General features: G+C 42.0%; 11 protein-coding genes. 9 read left to right on the plus strand and 2 right to left on the minus strand.

Translation table 11 applies throughout. The features are described 5' to 3' along the window. Positions 1 to 916: 916 nt before the first annotated feature. The 4 genes from QZT69_RS05310 to QZT69_RS05325 all read left to right on the plus strand — a co-directional run bounded on the left by QZT69_RS05310 (position 917) and on the right by QZT69_RS05325 (position 5,750). Positions 917 to 1,609, plus strand: coding sequence for a hypothetical protein (locus QZT69_RS05310; RefSeq protein ID WP_294671385.1), 693 nt, complete (start codon positions 917 to 919; stop codon positions 1,607 to 1,609). 85 nt (positions 1,610 to 1,694) lie between these two features. After that, on the plus strand, positions 1,695 to 2,333 hold the full coding sequence (locus QZT69_RS05315) for a hypothetical protein (protein WP_294671388.1): 639 nt from the start codon (positions 1,695 to 1,697) through the stop codon (positions 2,331 to 2,333). 76 nt (positions 2,334 to 2,409) lie between these two features. Continuing rightward, on the plus strand, positions 2,410 to 4,950 hold the full coding sequence (locus tag QZT69_RS05320) for a DNA translocase FtsK (protein WP_294671390.1): 2,541 nt from the start codon (positions 2,410 to 2,412) through the stop codon (positions 4,948 to 4,950). 161 nt (positions 4,951 to 5,111) lie between these two features. After that, positions 5,112 to 5,750 (plus strand): outer membrane lipoprotein carrier protein LolA, encoded by a 639-nt coding sequence (locus QZT69_RS05325; RefSeq protein WP_294671392.1) that lies wholly within the window; start codon positions 5,112 to 5,114, stop codon positions 5,748 to 5,750. 123 nt (positions 5,751 to 5,873) lie between these two features. Here QZT69_RS05325 and QZT69_RS05330 read toward each other — a convergent pair whose 3' ends face one another. Together QZT69_RS05330 and gdhA are read right to left on the minus strand one after the other, a co-directional pair. Then, positions 5,874 to 7,880, minus strand: coding sequence for a dehydrogenase E1 component subunit alpha/beta (locus tag QZT69_RS05330; protein ID WP_294671395.1), 2,007 nt, complete (start codon positions 7,878 to 7,880; stop codon positions 5,874 to 5,876). 158 nt (positions 7,881 to 8,038) lie between these two features. Beyond that, positions 8,039 to 9,394 (minus strand): NADP-specific glutamate dehydrogenase, encoded by a 1,356-nt coding sequence (gene gdhA / locus QZT69_RS05335; RefSeq protein ID WP_294671398.1) that lies wholly within the window; start codon positions 9,392 to 9,394, stop codon positions 8,039 to 8,041. A 207-nt stretch (positions 9,395 to 9,601) separates the two neighbouring features. On the opposite strand from gdhA, the gene QZT69_RS05340 reads away from it, so the two are divergent. The 5 genes from QZT69_RS05340 (at position 9,602) to QZT69_RS05360 (ending at position 17,508) form a co-directional block, all read left to right on the plus strand. Then, positions 9,602 to 9,985, plus strand: a complete 384-nt coding sequence (locus tag QZT69_RS05340) for a hypothetical protein (RefSeq protein ID WP_294671402.1) — start codon at positions 9,602 to 9,604, stop codon at positions 9,983 to 9,985. Between the two features lie 26 nt (positions 9,986 to 10,011). Further along, the gene (locus tag QZT69_RS05345; protein WP_294671411.1) at positions 10,012 to 12,549 is read left to right on the plus strand and encodes a gliding motility-associated C-terminal domain-containing protein; all 2,538 of its coding nucleotides are present in this window, start codon (positions 10,012 to 10,014) and stop codon (positions 12,547 to 12,549) included. A gap of 244 nt (positions 12,550 to 12,793) precedes the next feature. Beyond that, positions 12,794 to 15,511 carry a gliding motility-associated C-terminal domain-containing protein gene (locus QZT69_RS05350; protein WP_294671412.1) on the plus strand — a complete coding sequence of 906 codons (2,718 nt, stop codon included), beginning with the start codon at positions 12,794 to 12,796 and terminating at the stop codon, positions 15,509 to 15,511. Between the two features lie 132 nt (positions 15,512 to 15,643). After that, positions 15,644 to 16,972, plus strand: a complete 1,329-nt coding sequence (locus tag QZT69_RS05355; RefSeq protein WP_294671413.1) for a hypothetical protein — start codon at positions 15,644 to 15,646, stop codon at positions 16,970 to 16,972. A 173-nt stretch (positions 16,973 to 17,145) separates the two neighbouring features. Beyond that, positions 17,146 to 17,508, plus strand: coding sequence for a hypothetical protein (locus QZT69_RS05360; protein ID WP_294671415.1), 363 nt, complete (start codon positions 17,146 to 17,148; stop codon positions 17,506 to 17,508). The last annotated feature ends 323 nt before the right edge of the window (positions 17,509 to 17,831 follow it).

Consider the following 17,831-nt stretch of genomic DNA (forward strand, 5'->3'; position numbering starts at 1 on the left):
TTTTTTTTTTCAAGCAGAAGACGGCATACGAGATGCTCAGGAGTCTCGTGGGCTCGGAGATGTGTATAAGAGACAGAATGAAACGTATATAATATCACAAGGGGCCAGTTGTTCCAAAACATGCTGAACAATAGCCTGCGCACCTTCCTTACGCACCGATTCTACCGTGTGATTGGTGATGTTGTTTTCTGTGATTAACTGATTTTCCTCATACTCAGTATCTCTTACGCCGATAAAAACCAAATCCGCAGGGTTTAGTTTAATTGTGCCGGTGTATTTGTGTTTTAGCTCGTTCCAGGTAGATACGGTTTCTTCCGAAGGCGTATTTCGTTGGTATCCCATATTGTCATTTCCCAATGAAAGGCTCAAAGGCATTCCGTGGATATTTCCGGAAGGTGTGGTATAAGGAGAGTGAAGATCTCCGTGAGCATCAATCCACACAACTCCGAGGCGCTTGTCAGGGTAAGCAGCTTTGATACCCGCAATTGTTCCGGCTGCCGAACCGTGGTCTCCGGCTAAAATAAGCGGAAAAGACCCTTTATGGAGTATTTCGGTCGTTTTTTCAGCTGCAGACTCGAAAACCAGCTTGAAACCCTGCAGGTTTTTGGCAAACTCGGTTTCGTTCTTTTGGTCTAAAAATCGATTGTAATCAGGCAAAGGGTGAAGGGGGTAAAGTCCGAAATACGGATTGTTTGCTTTCCTGGCTGCTGTCATAATAGCTCCCGGTCCCAATGATGCTCCCCTGGTGCCTGCGGCCAATTCTGAGTTGTTTACAATGATTTCAATTTTCCGATGCATAACAAATTGTTAATAGCGCAAAAATACATATTTGGTTTTGTCTGACTCTTTTAAGTTATCCAAGCTCGCGAAACCTTTTCAACAATTTACCGTATCAGGTTCTTATTAAAGATCTTATATGTTGGTAAAGCAGTCATCCATATTCTTAGGGATTTGCATTTTTCTGGTGTGTTCATGTACTTCTAAAAAGGAAGTTATCAGTGAGGGGACAATCATTTATGCTGCAGATTATCCGAATCACAAAAAGAATGTATTCCTTTATAATATCCTGCCGAAAGAAATCGAGATCAGCTTCAAGAATGGAAAGGTACGGAATGATATCAGTCGCGGAAATTTTCAAAATGTTTTGCTGATTGACTGTAACAAAAAAGAAATGGACATTTATTTCCAATATGGAGAAGAGGCGTTTAAAACGGATTTAACTCCCGATGAAATTCACAAAATGTTAAACGATCAAACGAAATACACTATCCGTTTCACAGACGAAACAGACACACTTGCTGGTTTTAATGTGAAAAAAGCTGTTGCGACAGGTGTTAAGAATAAGTCGGATGTGATTACACTTTGGTATACGGAAGAGATTGAGTTGAAAAATCCGAATTGGTACAATACATTTAAAGAAGTTCCGGGAGTATTGCTTGCTTATTCCGTAGATCGTTTTGGTATTCGAATGGACTACAAAGCAACAAAATTTATCCCGAAAGTCGACGAGTCTAAAAAACAGTTGTTTACTTTGCCTGCAAAAGGAACTGCTATCAGTTACGACGAATACAATCAGAAAATGAACGATTTATTTGCCACCTTTGAGTAAGAGATCTGCTGTGGCTGATTAGCTCAGTTTTAACTAAAACAAGTATTTCTCTTTATAAAAAATTACCTTCAATTAAAATTGAAACATGAAATTAATCTGTGTTATTAGCATTCTTTTAATCACTGTATTTTCCGGATTTTCGCAAGAAGCTTTTTCCGGTGTTTTGAAGTACAAAGCTACGGTCATGGCTCCCGATTCGAATGTTGTCTGGAAATCCTGGAATGTGACATTGTATACGAACGATACGGTGGTTCGTGTTGAAACGGAGACCCAGCAGTTCGGAGTTCAGGTTTATATCCGGAATATGTTGTTGAATAAAGCATATCTGCTGTTAGAACTGGACGGGAATAAATATGCGATCCATACCGATCTTTCGAAAAAAACAGATACCATCCCGAAAACATACACGGTAACAAAAAAAAGAGGTTCAAAAAAAATAGCCGGACTAAAAGCAAAGAAATACCTCATTAAGGATGAGAATACAGAAGGTTTCTATTGCTATTTTTCTAAGAAATTGTCAAATAAATACCTGCAGGTCTACCCGGAAGTAAAAGGCCTGGCACTTGATTATTACATTCCTTCACAGGATGGCTTGATACATTATGAATTGGTTGAGAAAAAAGATCAACCCGTAAATCGCGATTTGTTTGGAATTCCATCGGATTATAAACGAATCAGTTTCGAAGAATTCATGCGTGCCTTCTATTCGAATAATGAACAGTAGTTTGTTTATAGTTAAATCAAAAACCGTTAACCAAAGCCCTCTTCTATCGTTATCTTCGTAAGATACTTCGTGAAGAATGGCATTGGAAAACGAATACAGACAAAAAAGCGAACAAACGGCTGAAGAACAAACGAAAAAAGCACCGAAAGGAAAGCCTGCAAAAGAACGCAAGCCTACTGATAATGCTTTGTTGGATCGTCTTGCAAACCGCTTTGATAAGAAAAGATTCAAAACAATCCTGGGGATTGCTATGATTCTGTTTTCCTTTTTCACCTTTCTTTCCTGCTTTTCTTATTTTTTCACGTGGACTTCAGACCAGGACCGCGTTTTAGATGTATCTCTATTTACTTTTCTTTTCGACAGTAATCCGGAACCTGTACAAAACTGGCTGGGAAAATTCGGTGCCTGGATGGCTCATTTATTTATGTACCGTTGGTTTGGGATTTCTTCGTTTGCTATTTCTTTCATCATTTTCCTGATCGGCTTCAAATGGACTTTGAATATCTTACTGCTTCCGATCAGACGTTCAATTGCCGTAGCGGTTTTGTTTATGGTGTGGAGTTCCATCTTCCTGGGGTATTTCGTAGAGCATATTGATTACTTGGGGGGAACTTTCGGATTTGCGATCAACAACTGGCTGCGCCTCACAATCGGGAGTTTCGGAAGTTTTGTAGCGATTGTAGCACTTTTATGGGTTGTTTTAGTAGTACTGTTCAATGCGGATATTATGTCCTGGTGGAACAGGGCAAAAGGGGCGAAAGAATTCTTCTTTGAAGACGATCAGCCGATTCAGGCAAATATGACGGATATTCACGTGGTAAATACCATCCGCGAAGACCAGATCCGTGCGGAACAGGAAGCTGCAGAAGTGAATTTCGATGAGGATGAGGAAGAAGACGAATCTTATGGAGACGGTGAAGATGAGAGTTTTATTGTCATTCAGTCCGGAGTTGAGAAAATAGCAGAAGAACCTGTTGTTGAGTCTGAGCCGGTAGAAGTATTCGAAGATGATGAAGAAGAGGACGAAGGTGATTTCAAAGTGAGTATCGCAAAAACAGATGCAACACTTTCTGACGATGAGTTTAACTCGATCCGCCAGGAATACGGGGATTACGATCCTACATTAGAACTTTCCGGATATCTGCTTCCTCCGATCGACTTATTGAAAGATTATGGGAACGGTCAGGTTTCGATCAATAAGCAGGAATTGGAAGACAATAAGAACCGGATTGTAGAAACGCTGTCTCATTACAAGATCGATATTGCCAAAATTAAAGCAACGGTAGGTCCTACGGTAACTTTGTATGAAATCGTACCTGCTCCGGGGGTTCGTATTTCGAAAATTAAGAACCTGGAAGACGATATCGCTCTAAGTTTATCCGCATTGGGTATTCGTATTATTGCTCCGATCCCGGGGAAAGGAACAATTGGTATTGAAGTTCCGAATAGTAAGCCGGACATGGTTTCCATGAAATCATTGATTGCTTCGGAGAAATTCCAGAATTCCGATTTCGAATTGCCGATCGTAATGGGTAAAACGATTACGAATGAAACCTATACGTTCGATTTAACAAAAGCACCTCACTTATTGGTTGCGGGTGCTACCGGACAAGGTAAATCCGTTGGTTTGAACGCCATCCTGGTTTCTATCCTTTATAAGAAACATCCAGCACAGGTTAAATTCGTATTGGTCGATCCGAAAAAAGTGGAATTAACGCTTTACAACCGGATTGAGCGCCATTTCCTGGCCAAACTTCCGGGAGAGGAAGATGCCATCATTACGGATACATCCAAAGTGGTCAATACTTTGAACTCTTTGTGTATTGAGATGGATAACCGCTACGAGCTGCTGAAAGAAGCACAGGTACGTACAATCAAGGAATACAATGCCAAGTTTATTGCTCGTAAGTTGAACCCGGAAAAGGGACATCGTTACCTGCCGTATATTGTAGTATTGATCGATGAGTTCGCGGATTTGATCATGACCGCCGGAAAAGAGGTTGAACACCCGATTGCGCGTTTGGCGCAGCTGGCACGGGCGATTGGTATCCACTTGATTGTCGCTACTCAGCGTCCTTCCGTAAACGTAATTACGGGTATGATCAAAGCAAACTTCCCGGCGCGTATTGCATTCCGTGTGCTTTCCAAGATTGATTCCCGTACCATCCTGGATTCCTCTGGTGCGGATCAGTTGATCGGGCGGGGGGATATGTTGATTTCCCTAGGTCAGGATCTGATTCGTGTACAGTGTGGTTTCGCAGATACTCCGGAAGTAGAAGACATTTGTAAGTTTATCGGTGAGCAGCGCGCTTATCCTGAAGCTCTTATTCTGCCGGAATATGTGGGGGCTGATGGAGGAGAAGATCGCGACATCGACCTGGATGAGATTGATTCGATGTTTGCCGATGCAGCACGGATTGTTGTGATCAATAACCAGGGATCCGCGTCCTTGTTGCAGCGTAAACTGAAGTTGGGATATAACCGTGCCGGAAGAATCGTTGATCAGCTGGAAGGATATGGAATTATTGGTCCGTTCCAGGGAAGTAAAGCCCGGGAAGTGCTTTTCAGTGATGTGGAAAGCCTGGAAGAGTTCTTGCGCTCAAAAGGAATCAGCTAATTTTTAATGTTCAAAAAGGGGCTAAAGTTTAAATCGTTCAAAATTGAGCGCTTGAACTTTCTGAACATTCAACTGTTTTAACAGAAATCTAACAGGTATTTTTTTAATATGTAACTTATTCTTGGCACAATTTCTGATATTTGCAGAGAAAATTGTGAAACATGAAATACTTATTTATTTGCCTGACTTTACTGGGAAGTACATTGGCTTACAGTCAGGATGCAAAAGCAGACGCAATCCTTGATAAAGTTTCGGCTAAAATAAAAGGACTAAAAACCTTCTACGTAGAATTTAGCGCTACAATCAAAAACAGTACAAACGGAACTAACTCCAATATGTCCGGTAAAGGATGGGTAAAAGGAGATAAATTCAGTGCTGTTTACGGAGAAACGACCTTGATCTCAAACGGATTGAAAAAATGGTCTATCGTAAAAGAAGAGAAAACAGTTTATGAATCAGATGCTTCGGGTGATGACGAAGATGCGATCAATCCTAAGAAGTTGATGACAATCTGGGAATCAGGATTCAAGAGCAAGTACGAAAAGGAGGAAACATTGGGAGGTGAAAAGGTACATGTGATCTATTTGTACCCGAAGACCCCGAAAAAAGCAAATTACCATACAATCATTGTATATGTTGCGAAAGCCGATAACGAGGTGAAAAAGGCAATCATGAAAGCAAATGACGGAACTGTTTCCACGTTTACAATGACGAAATTTACATCCAATCCGGCTATCGAAGACAGCAAGTTTGTATTCGATAAATCCAAATACCCTGGATATACGGTTGTGAAGGATTAATCAAAATATGATATAACAAAAAACGGTCATTCGAATTATCGGATGACCGTTTTTTTGTTTTGTAAGGAAGGGTGGGTACGCGATTAATGCGTACCCACAGTGCCCACACATTATTTTTTGTGATTAAAATTCGTACAATTCAATCAACGCCTGCTTGAATCGTTCTACAGGAAGGAATTGTTTTTCCAATGCCACTGCAAACGGCACAGGGGTGTCTAAAGATGCTACACGTTTCACAGGTGCATCCAGTGAGTCGAAACAGTTTTCGTTGATCAATGCAACCAATTCACCGCCAATTCCTCCTGTCATGCAGTCTTCATGCAATACGATTACTTTTCCAGTTTGACGAACCGCCTCGTAAATCGTTTCCGTATCCAAAGGAAGCAGTGTCTTCAAGTCAACCAGGTTGGCAGAAATCTCAGGATGTGCGTCCAAAGCTTCCATTGCCCAATGAACTCCCAACCCATAAGTAATGATTGTCAGATCATCACCTTTGCGCACGTAGCCCGCTTTCCCGATTTCAGCCGTGTAATAATCATCATGAATATCTTCGCGGATACTTCTGTAAAGGTATTTGTGCTCGAAGAACAAAACCGGGTTCGGATCTTCAATAGACGCGTTCAATAATCCTTTCGCATCACCCGGGAAAGCCGGATAAACCACCTTTAATCCCGGAGTGTGGAAGAACCACGCTTCATTACTTTGACTGTGGAATGGTCCGGCAGCAGTATTTGCCCCGGTAGGCATGCGGACAACCACATCGGCATTTTGTCCCCATCTCCAATGTATTTTAGCTAAATTATTGATGATTTGGTTGAATCCGCAAGTTACGAAGTCTGCAAACTGCATTTCAACTACAGCTTTCATTCCTGCGATGGATAAACCAAGTCCTGCACCGACAATTGCAGATTCACAAATCGGAGTATTACGTACGCGCTCTTTTCCGAATTGCTCTACAAAGCCTTCGGTCACTTTGAAAGCACCTCCGTATTCGGCAATATCCTGCCCCATGATCACTAAATCCGGGTAGCGCACCATACTTTCTCTCAAAGAATCTGAAACCGCATCGATCAAACGCTTTTCTGTCTTCTTATCACTGACAGGTTCAATCACCGTTTGAGTGAAAGGAGCGTAAATATCGTCTAATTCTCGTTGAAGATCCGCTTCGACCGGGCCTTCCGCAAATGCGATCTCCAATCCCTGTTGGATTTCGTCCTTAATTTCCTGTTGAATTTGAGCAACCGTTTCTTCGGTCAAAATACCTTGTTCCAATAAGAAAAGTTCATAGTTGGTAACAGGATCTTTCTTTGCCCATTCGTCCTGGATTCCTTCCGGGTAATATTTTGTTCCGGAAGCCTCTTCGTGTCCGCGCATACGGAAAGTCATAAATTCCAATAAGAACGGACGAGGTTTTTGTCGGATCGAATCAGCGATTTTACGCACTGTACGGATTACATCCAGGATATTGTTCCCGTCTACCTGGAAAGCGTCCATTCCATAACCGATTCCTTTATCGATAAACTGTTTGCACCGGAATTGCTCAATACTTGGTGTAGATAATCCCCAGCAGTTGTTTTCCACTCCAAAGATCACCGGAAGGTCCCAAACAGCTGCAACGTTCAGTGATTCGTGAAAGTCACCCTCCGAAGCTCCGCCATCACCTGTAAATACGATGGTTGCATGGTCGTTTCCTTTTAATTTATTAGCGAGGGCGATTCCATCAGCAATCCCCATTTGAGGACCTAAATGGGAAATCATTCCGACAATGTTATAATCTTTTGTTCCGAAATGGAAAGAACGGTCACGGCCTTTGGTAAAACCTGACATTTTTCCCTGGAATTGAGCAAAAAGCCGATTTAAAGGAATTCCGCGAGTAGTGAAAACTCCGAGGTTGCGGTGCATTGGAAGAATAAATTCTTCCTCTTTCATTGCATACGCCGATCCAACTGAAATACCTTCTTGCCCCCAGCCGGAAAACCATTTGGAAATTTTCCCCTGACGCAGGAGAATCAACATTTTTTCCTCAATTAATCGAGGTTTTGCAATTGCTTTATATATAGTGACAAGTTCTTCGTTGTCAAATCCGGTCCGATCGAATTCAATCAATCGTTTTGTTTTTTCTTTTTCCATAGTGAATCTCGCACACAAATGTACTCAATTGCGAATTGTGAATGCCGAATTGCCAATTAAAAAACAATAGGGGCGGAAAATTTTCCACCCCTATTGTTTAAAACAAAAAAACCGCCTCGGCATAGCTGAGACGGTTTTCGGGTATTTTGTTTTTTCGATTATACCAATCCCTGGTCAATCATAGAATCTGCAACTTTCACGAAACCTGCAATATTTGCACCTTTCACGTAGTCAACATTTCCTTTAGCATCTTTTCCGTATTTCACGCAAGCTTCGTGGATAGAAACCATGATACCGTGTAAACGTTGGTCAACTTCTTCAGCAGACCAGCTCAAACGCAAAGAGTTTTGAGACATTTCCAATCCGGATGTTGCAACACCACCTGCGTTTGACGCTTTCCCAGGAGAGAACAATACGTTTGCAGCCTGGAATGCAGCGATAGCTTCCGGTGTAGAAGGCATGTTAGCTCCCTCAGCAACACAGATCACTCCGTTTGCGATCAAAGCTTTTGCTTCATCACCGTTCAATTCGTTTTGAGTAGCGCAAGGCAATGCGATATCAGCTTTCACTTCCCAAGGACGTTTTCCAGCTACGAATTTCGCGCCAGGGTATTGTTTTACGTACTCTTCAATACGACCGCGTTTCACGTTTTTCAATTCCATTACGAATGCCAATTTTGCTGCGTCGATACCTTCAGCATCCAAAATATATCCTGATGAATCAGAAAGAGTAACAACTTTACCACCCAATTGTGTTGCTTTTTCACAAGCAAATTGAGCTACGTTTCCTGAACCCGAAACAACAACTGTTTTACCTAAGAAAGAATCATCCTTAGTAGCCAGCATTTCTTTTGCGAAATATACAGTTCCATAACCTGTAGCTTCCGGACGAATCAAAGATCCACCCCAGTTACGAGCTTTTCCGGTTAATACACCTGTAAATTCGTTGCGGATACGCTTGTATTGACCGAACATGTAACCGATCTCACGACCACCAACACCGATGTCACCTGCAGGTACATCCGTATCAGCACCAATGTGGCGGGAAAGTTCAGTCATGAATGATTGACAGAATTTCATGACTTCATTATCCGATTTTCCTTTCGGGTCAAAATCAGATCCACCTTTACCACCTCCCATAGGAAGTGTTGTTAAAGAGTTTTTGAAGATTTGCTCAAATCCTAAGAATTTCAAGATAGAAAGATTCACAGAAGGGTGGAAGCGAAGACCTCCTTTATATGGACCGATTGCAGAGTTGAATTCTACACGGTATCCGCGGTTTACCTGAATTTCACCTTTGTCATCCAACCAAGGAACACGGAAAATGATTGTTCTTTCCGGCTCAATGATACGCTCCAAAATTTTTGCGCTCTTATATTTTGGATTTTCTTCCATAAAAGGAATAACTGCTTCAGCAACTTCATGAACAGCTTGTAAAAATTCTGCTTCATGACCGTTGGTTGCTTTTACTTTCTCCATAAAAGCGTCAATCTGTGCTTGGTATTTACTTGACATATTATTTGTAATTAATGCTTTTGTTTTTACTTGGGGCAAATGTAACTAATTTTAAAAATGGACAAGAACTTTTATAGAACATTATAAATTAATCGATGTGAACCCTATTTTGATTGTTGAAATGACCGAATTGGTAATAATTTAGGAAATAAGAGACAACCTAATCTTAATAATTGCGTCTTTTGCTTGTATTACAATTAATCCAAAATGAAGAATTATTTACTACTAATCGCATTCAGTACTATTTTTTTGACCTTCAAATCCTATGGCCAGGTCTATGAAAAAATTTATAGCGTGTCAGGATCTGAAGTTCAGAATCAGATCAATCAAAACAAAATGGCTGGTATTGATATCCTAACCGGTGTAAAAGCCCATCATGTAATCGGTCTTGCAGGAATCGGTGCTTCTCAAAAAGCTGCTTTGGAAACGTCATTGACAAATGATTCCAGAGTTATTTCCTTCGTGTTAAGCGAAGATGGTACTTCGGTGATTATAGAATCACAGGCCGTCTTTACAAAAGAAGAATTCCAAACCATCCTTCAGCCTTTAAACGGCACAATTACCGGCTACGCTGCAGAATACTCTATTTAACCCAATTTACTTAAGAGATTTTTGATATGAAAACAATAAGAATTTTCCAGTTTATCATTTTACTACTGGTAAGCTCGTCCTTGTATGGGCAGATCAACCCCGGGACCTCACCATGTACATCTAACTGTGCTGTTTCCGGATCGTATCCAAGTGGAACCGGTACTGCCGGATCAGGATCCTGGGGGTGTCTCGGATCAACTCCTAACCCAAATTGGGTTGCAATTGGGGCTGCCAGTAACGGATATATTTCACTTCAGCTGACACAGACAACTTCCGGAGGTAGCGGGATAGATGTAGACTTCGGTGTTTTCGGTCCATTTACCAGTATTGCGTCTGGTTGTGGTTCCATTGTTCCCGGTTCTACACCAATGGTAGATTGTTCCTATTCAGGATCATCGGTTGAAACAATTGAAATCCCAAATGCGGTTGCCGGACAAGTGTACCTTATATTGATTACTAATTTTAGTGGTCAGCCCGGAACAATTTCATTGACACCAACATCCGGTTCAGTCAATTGTTCGGTAAACTTCGGTGTTACGGCAACAATGACACCGGCAACTTGTAATCAGCCAACCGGAACTGTAACAGCAACACCAAACGGAGGTTTTGCACCTTATACTTATTCCTGGTCGATTCCCGGAAATCCAACAACTCAAACGGTAAGCAATGTTGCACCCGGAACTTACACTGTTACGGTTACTTCCAGCCCGAATCCTGCTGGTGGAGCGGTAATTCTTCCTGCAACGGCTACTGTTACGGTTACAAATATCAATGCAACATTCAGCGGAACTACCACAAATGCTTCCTGTCCAATGGGGCATAACGGTACTGCCACTGCGAATTATAATATCCCGGGGAATCCAACGAGTACGGGAGTTACGGCTTCTTACTTATGGAATGACCCGGCTGGTCAGACTACAAAAACTGCAACGGGCCTTTTACCTGGTGCGTATTCATGTGCAGTAACTTTGTCAAACGGATGTACCGGAACAGTGAACGTTACAGTTGGAGCGAACCCGGTGGCATATTCGGCTACTTCAACGGTTGTTTCATGTCCGGGTGGTGCAGATGGTACTGCAACTGCAAACATGGCTCCTGTAGTAGGAACATTGTCTTATGCATGGAGTGATCCTGCCGGTCAAACAACACAAACGGCAACAGGCCTTTCTGCAGGTGCTTACTCTTGTGTGATCACTTCAGATATCGGGTGTACAGGAACTGTAAATGTTACAGTAACGGAAATCCCGGGAATGGTTTCAAATGTTGACAATTATACGGACGTTACCTGCCATTCCAAGAATGATGGGATGATTTTAGTGGGTGTAAATTATGGTACGCCTCCATATAGTTATTCGTGGGATCATTCGGCTTCTACCGGACCAATGGCAAATGACCTTTATGTAGGAACAAGCACTGTGACAATTACGGATGCGAATGGTTGTGTGATTACTCAAAGCCAGACTTTATCACAACCGCCGGCTTTACAGGTTACTTATGTGACACCGGACCAGATTATTTGTCCGGAGGATTCAACAACGATCAGTGTAATTGGTGTTGGTGGTAATGGTCCTTCAAACAACAATTATACTTTTACCTGGAAAGAAAACGGAGATGTGATCGGGACGGGTGCATCCATTACGGTTAATCCGGATGTAACAGGAACAGAATACTGCGTAGAATTGACTGAGGCATGTGGGTCTCCGAGTGCGGATTCATGTATGACAATCACATTCCCAACTCCGATCAAACCGATTTACAGATCAAACAAACCATATTCTTGTTTGCCGGGTGATCTGGTATTCTACCTGGATACTGCAGCTATGGTTAATTTTGATTACGATGATCCGATTGATTCGGTATTGGTTTCTTTCGGAAACGGAGATGAAGGGGTTGTTTATGGAAACGATAGTATTCATTACATCTATACAGCTGCCGGGGTTTATACTATTGACGTTACAGTAGTTTCTGAATTGGGATGTGTAACAGATAGTTCATTTGTTGGAATTGCTAACGTTATTGCAAACCCTGTTGCTGATTTTACCATGTCTGCGAATCCAACAACCATTTTTGAAACAGTTGTGAAAATGCAGGATAAGTCGAGTCCGAATGTTATAAACTGGACATGGTCTTCGCCGGGTTCAGATCCGAATAACAGTACTTATCAAAACCCGACTTTCCATTTCCCTGAAGGAATCATAGCAACTTATCCGATCCAATTAATCGTTGAAACACCGGAAGGATGTATTGATACGATTGAGCGTGTTTTGATGGTAAACAGCGATATTATCTTCTATGCACCGAATGCATTTACACCTGATGGCGACGAATTCAACCAAACATGGAAGTTCTATGTTTCCGGGATTGATGAATTCAATTTTGAATTGTTAATCTTTAACCGTTGGGGTGAAGTTATTTGGGAAACGCATGATGTAAACGCTGCATGGGATGGAACTTATAATGGAGTAAAAGTGAAAGAAGGAGCTTATTCCTGGGTTGCCCGAGTAAAAGATATTTATACGGATAACAAAAAAACATTTACAGGAGCAATCACAATTATTGAGTAAATACCAACTACTTTAATATATAGATCAGGGAATCCCGTCTCGGCTAAGTCGAGGCGGGATTTTTTTGTTGACTTAACCAGAATCTTTAAAGTGAAATCATTCGGTGTTTAATGGGTTGAAAATGAAATAGGTGTGGTATTTTTAGCTTTCAGGCGATTTATTTGTTGATTTTTCTAAGATAACTTCATTTTTAAGCAACCTGGAATTAAAAAATTCGTTTTAAAAGTAATACAATAAGGTGATTATGAAGAAGATAATTTTAATAGGTACGTTGTTGTTTAGCTCAATGAGTGCATTAAATGCCCAGGTTACGCTTTGTCTCGGACAGGATGCAACAGTTTGCGCCGGACAGACAGTCCAGATTACAAATTGTTCGGGTGGAGGTCCTGTTGTAGGTGCCGGAATAACCCTGGATAATCCGGTTACGCTTCCTCAATTGCCGGATGATATGTGGTCGGGATTAATTCCGATAGGTTTTAATTTTAGTTTTTACGGAACAAATTACACCAACTGTGTCATCGGATCGAATGGTTTGGTGAGTTTTAATGCAAGTAATGCAAATACAGGTTGTGCCTGGAGTTTGGTGGGCATGGGAACGCTTCCGAACACAACATTGACAACAGCAAGAAATTCTGCAATGCTCTTTTATTCTGATATTAATCCGTCCCAAACACCAATCGGGCCGATTAAGTATCAGACTATTGGAACGGCACCAAACAGAAAATTCGTTGTGTTGTATGAAAGTGTAAATGCCTTTTCATGTCAGAATACTTGTTACTATGGAGCACTTGTATTTTATGAGACAACGAATGTCATCGACATGATGATCGGTCAAAAACCGAATTGTTCCAGCTGGAATGGTGGGTTGGCTATTCAGGGTGTTGAAAATGCTGCTGGAACAGTAGCTACAATTACACCGGGAAGAAACAACAGTGTTTGGACAGCCAATCAGGACGGTAAACGATTTACACCGATTGCACCGGGTAACACATCCAACTATTCCGTAGCTACAATTCAGTATTATACGGTTTCTTCTGCGTCAAACAACACCATTGCATGGGCAAGTACAGCAGGAGGTTTCTACCCTTACAATGGCGGGGTGTTGAATGTAACTGTAGTGCCTCCCGGAACAACCGGTTATTATTTGACTGCATCTGCATGTAATGCTGCAGTGGGAGGTGTCAGTGATACAACCTTTATTACCAGACAAGTTGTTTCCGGTACTGCAACTGCAACAACAGATTATTGTTTCGGAGGTGTTGGTTCTGCAACAGTCAATCCTGTTCAGGGTTCTGCACCGTTTACTTATTTGTGGTCACCTGGTGGACAGACCACGCAGACAGCAACCAATCTTGTTTCGGGAGCTTACACGGTTCAAATTACCGATGCCCTTGGCTGTTCGGCAAACGTCAATGTAAATGTTCCGAATACGAATGCGACATTTAGCGGTACTTCTACTTTGGTAAGTTGTCCGGGAGGAAGTGATGGTACGGCAACTGCTACAATGACACCTCCATTAGGAGTTGTTTCTTATAATTGGTATGATGCGGGTGGACAAACTACACAAACTGCAACTGGTCTTGCGGCAGGAACTTATCATTGTGAGGTCACAACATCTCTGTCTACAGGTTGTACGGATACCGTAGAAGTGGTGGTTAGTGAGATTCCCGGAATGGTTTCAACAATTATTAACCAGCAGGATGTGACTTGTAACAGTGCCAATGATGGTATCGTGGAAATTAATGTGGTGAACGGAACAGCGCCTTATACTTATTCCTGGAGCAGTTCCGCTTCTACAGGACCGTTAGCGAACGATTTATATGCCGGAACTCATACGGTAACAATTACTGATGCTAACAATTGTATAATATCAACCACAACTGCAATCGGTGAACCGGCTGCATTGAAGATCACCAACCTGACTCCCGATACGATTATTTGTCCGGAGGCATCTATTGTTTTAACGGTTCAGGGAACAGGCGGTAACGGAAGCCAGTATTATACATTTACCTGGAAAGAAAACGGGAATGTGATAGGTCAGGGAACATCAATAACGGTTGATCCTGAAGTGTCTGCAACCAACTATTGTGTGGAATTGACAGAAACCTGCGGTTCGCCAAGTACGGATTCCTGTATGACGATCAATTTCCCACCACCGGTAAGACCTAACTATGTGTCCAATCTTGCTTATTCTTGTTTACCCGGAGCATTTATATTCCTGAATAACTCGGATAACAAAGATCAGATAGATTCGGTGTTTGTTGATTTTGGAAATGGAGAGACAGGAGTTTTCTATGGAGATTCCAATATCACCTATACCTATACATCTGCAGGAATTTATACCATAAGCGTTGTGGCAACTTCTACACGAGGGTGCGTGACTGACAGTACCTTTGTTGGAATTGCTAATGTAATAGCCAATCCTGTAGCAGATTTTACGATGTCTGCAAACCCGACGACCATTTTTGAAACAGTTGTAAAAATGCAGGATAAATCTAGTCCCGGTGTGGTAAGTTGGGAATGGACAGCCATAGGATCAGATCCGAACAGTAGTACCAATGAAAATCCAACGTTCCATTATCCGGAAGGTGTGATTGCAACGTATCCTATTCAGCTGATTGTTGAAACGGCCGAAGGGTGTGTTGATACTATTGTACGAGTGCTGTCGGTAAACAGTGATATCATTTTCTACGCTCCGAATGCATTTACGCCGGATGGAGATGAATTCAATCAAACATGGAAATTCTATGTTTCAGGAATTGATGCATATAATTTTGAGTTGGTGATCTTTGATCGCTGGGGAGAAGTTATCTGGGAAACACACGATCCGAATACTGCCTGGGACGGGACCTACGACGGTAAGGTTGTTCCGGCCGGGGCTTACTCCTGGATTGCAAATGTGAAAGACCCATATACGGATGCTAAAAAAACGTTCAGCGGAGCCATTCATATACTCAAATAAAGATTACCGACTACTTTAAATATAAATGAGCCCCGATGTAAAAGTCGGGGTTTACTTTTTAATAAATCTTCGGTTTCGGGAGGAAAGCTGTGTCCTCATGCTTATTTTTGTTCGCGTCAAATAAAAATAACTATGAAAAAGGTACTGGCAATAGGTTGTCTCCTGATGCTCTCATTTGGTATAGAGGCTCAAACAAAAGATTCCAGCAGGATCATCATCCCTGAATTGAAGTTGAATTTCAACAAGGCCGGTACAAGCTACATTAAAGGGACCTTTTTGGCTCAGACCTGGGCCAGGTATTCCGAGTTTAACCCCGGAACTACAATTGACGGAACACCAAAATCAGGTTATGGTGATATCGGCATCAGAAGATGGCGTATCCAGGCCTTTGGCCAGTTGACAAAGCGGGTTTATTTCTACACGCAATTCGGACAGAATAATTTTAGTTTCCTGCAGCCACGTCATACAGGTGCTTTTTTGCATGACGCGATAACTGAATTTACCATAGTTAAACAACTACAGATCGGAGGCGGATTGACGGCCTGGGGAGGTGTTTCTCGTTTTTCTTCACCAGCAGTAGCGAATATTATGGGCCTGGATGCACCCATATACCAGCAGGCAACTAATGGCGTTAATGACCAATTTGCCCGGAAACTTTCACTTTACATGAAAGGAGAAATTTCGCGTTTGAATTACCGCATTGTTTTATCGAGGCCAATGTCCGTAAAAAACAGCACGGTTGCGATTCCGCCTATCAATGCAAATTCGGACTTTAATACAGAGGCCCCGCGTGCACAAACTTCCGGATACTTATTCTGGCAGTTTTTTGATCGGGAGTCAACACCAAACCCCTATATGAGCGGGACATACCTGGGAAAGAAGAAAATACTGAATTTAGGACTTGGCTGGGTGCATCAAAATCAGGCTATGTGGCATACAACGGATTCCGGAGATACAAACAGAACGGCTTTGTTATTGCTTGGTGCTGACCTATTCCTGGATCTACCGGTAGGAAACAAAGGAGCGGTATTCAATGCGTACCTTGCATACAACAATTTCAATTACGGTAAAAATTACTTGCGTATGCTAAACGGAATGAACCCTGCCAACGGTGTGAATTCCTCAGCAACAATCAACGGCCCGGGAGTCAATTACCCGATGATGGGAACCGGAAATATACTGTTTGCTCAGGTAGGCTATAAATTCAAAGACGATTTATTCGCCAAAGACAACGGAACGCTGATGCCTTATGTTGAAGTTCAGTATTCTCAATTCCAGGCATTGAAAGATCCTTCGGTGATGGGGGAAGTCGGTATTAACTGGCTGATCCACGGAACCCACGGGGCGAAGCTGTCTTTAGGACTTCAAAACAGGCCTGTTTTCGAAAATAACTCACTGGGACAAGCGATCCAAACAATGCGTAAAAATATGTTGGTGCTTCAATACCAAATTGCATTTTAACTTTTTTATATTTAATGCATTATAGGTTTAACAACATCACAAGCAACATGAAATATTTAAGCATCCTTGCATTTGCTCTCGTCTTTTCGTTCCATGGCAAGACACAAAAGGTTCAAAGTTGTGATTCGGTTCCAGCCTTGAATTCAGAGATATTGAAAGTTTTAAAACCGTACGTGGGACAGAAGATTCTTCGGGGTGAATGCTGGGATGTTTTGAGTTTGGCATTGAATGAAACCCATGCAGACTGGAACGGGTATGATGTGTTCGGAACATCTTACGATTACAAGAAAAATTGTGTTTCTCCCGGAGATATTATTGCGTTTAAGGGAGTGAAATTCGGGGGAATCCAAAATGGTCAGAAGTATTTTGAAGAAATGGAAAAGCATTTTGCCGTTGTAAAGGAAGTAAAAGCCAACGGAGAATTGGTCTTGTGGCATCAAAATACCGGCCGGTTCGGAAAAAAGCTTGGAGAATCAAGCATTTTCCTGGGCGATTTAAAGAAAGGGAAACTGGAGTTCTTTCGTCCGAAACGTTAATCGATCCGCATTCGGATCCGCCATTCCTTGGGGAATAAATTATTGAAGCGATTACCCAGGTGCTTGATCCAGCCCAATTTTGTTCCTTCAAATGAAACCGTATTGAATCCTTGTTTTCCTTCCAGGCTGAAAGTTTCACCTTTTAAGTAATGCAATGCCTGTTCATGAGTCAAAGAAATATCGGGAACCTCTGCGGATAAAATGCCCGGATCAAAAACCAAAGCTTCGTGAGGAATCAGCCCTTTCCGGGAAATTTCACCCAATTCCTGTCTCTTATACACATCTGACGCTGCCGACGATCTACTCTGTGTAGATCTCGGTGG

The organism is uncultured Fluviicola sp. (assembly GCF_902168135.1).
GTDB lineage: Bacteria > Bacteroidota > Bacteroidia > Flavobacteriales_D > Crocinitomicaceae > Fluviicola.

What these genes read in the sequence shown, in the direction of transcription:
- QZT69_RS05350 (WP_294671412.1), top strand. Translation starts at nt 12,794, where the DNA reads ATGAAGAAGATAATTTTAATAGGTACGTTGTTGTTTAGCTCAATGAGT.
- QZT69_RS05320 (WP_294671390.1), top strand. Translation starts at nt 2,410, where the DNA reads ATGGCATTGGAAAACGAATACAGACAAAAAAGCGAACAAACGGCTGAA.
- QZT69_RS05315 (WP_294671388.1), top strand. Translation starts at nt 1,695, where the DNA reads ATGAAATTAATCTGTGTTATTAGCATTCTTTTAATCACTGTATTTTCC.
- gdhA (WP_294671398.1), bottom strand. Translation starts at nt 9,394, where the DNA reads ATGTCAAGTAAATACCAAGCACAGATTGACGCTTTTATGGAGAAAGTA.
- QZT69_RS05355 (WP_294671413.1), top strand. Translation starts at nt 15,644, where the DNA reads ATGAAAAAGGTACTGGCAATAGGTTGTCTCCTGATGCTCTCATTTGGT.
- QZT69_RS05325 (WP_294671392.1), top strand. Translation starts at nt 5,112, where the DNA reads ATGAAATACTTATTTATTTGCCTGACTTTACTGGGAAGTACATTGGCT.
- QZT69_RS05310 (WP_294671385.1), top strand. Translation starts at nt 917, where the DNA reads ATGTTGGTAAAGCAGTCATCCATATTCTTAGGGATTTGCATTTTTCTG.
- QZT69_RS05330 (WP_294671395.1), bottom strand. Translation starts at nt 7,880, where the DNA reads ATGGAAAAAGAAAAAACAAAACGATTGATTGAATTCGATCGGACCGGA.
- QZT69_RS05345 (WP_294671411.1), top strand. Translation starts at nt 10,012, where the DNA reads ATGAAAACAATAAGAATTTTCCAGTTTATCATTTTACTACTGGTAAGC.
- QZT69_RS05340 (WP_294671402.1), top strand. Translation starts at nt 9,602, where the DNA reads ATGAAGAATTATTTACTACTAATCGCATTCAGTACTATTTTTTTGACC.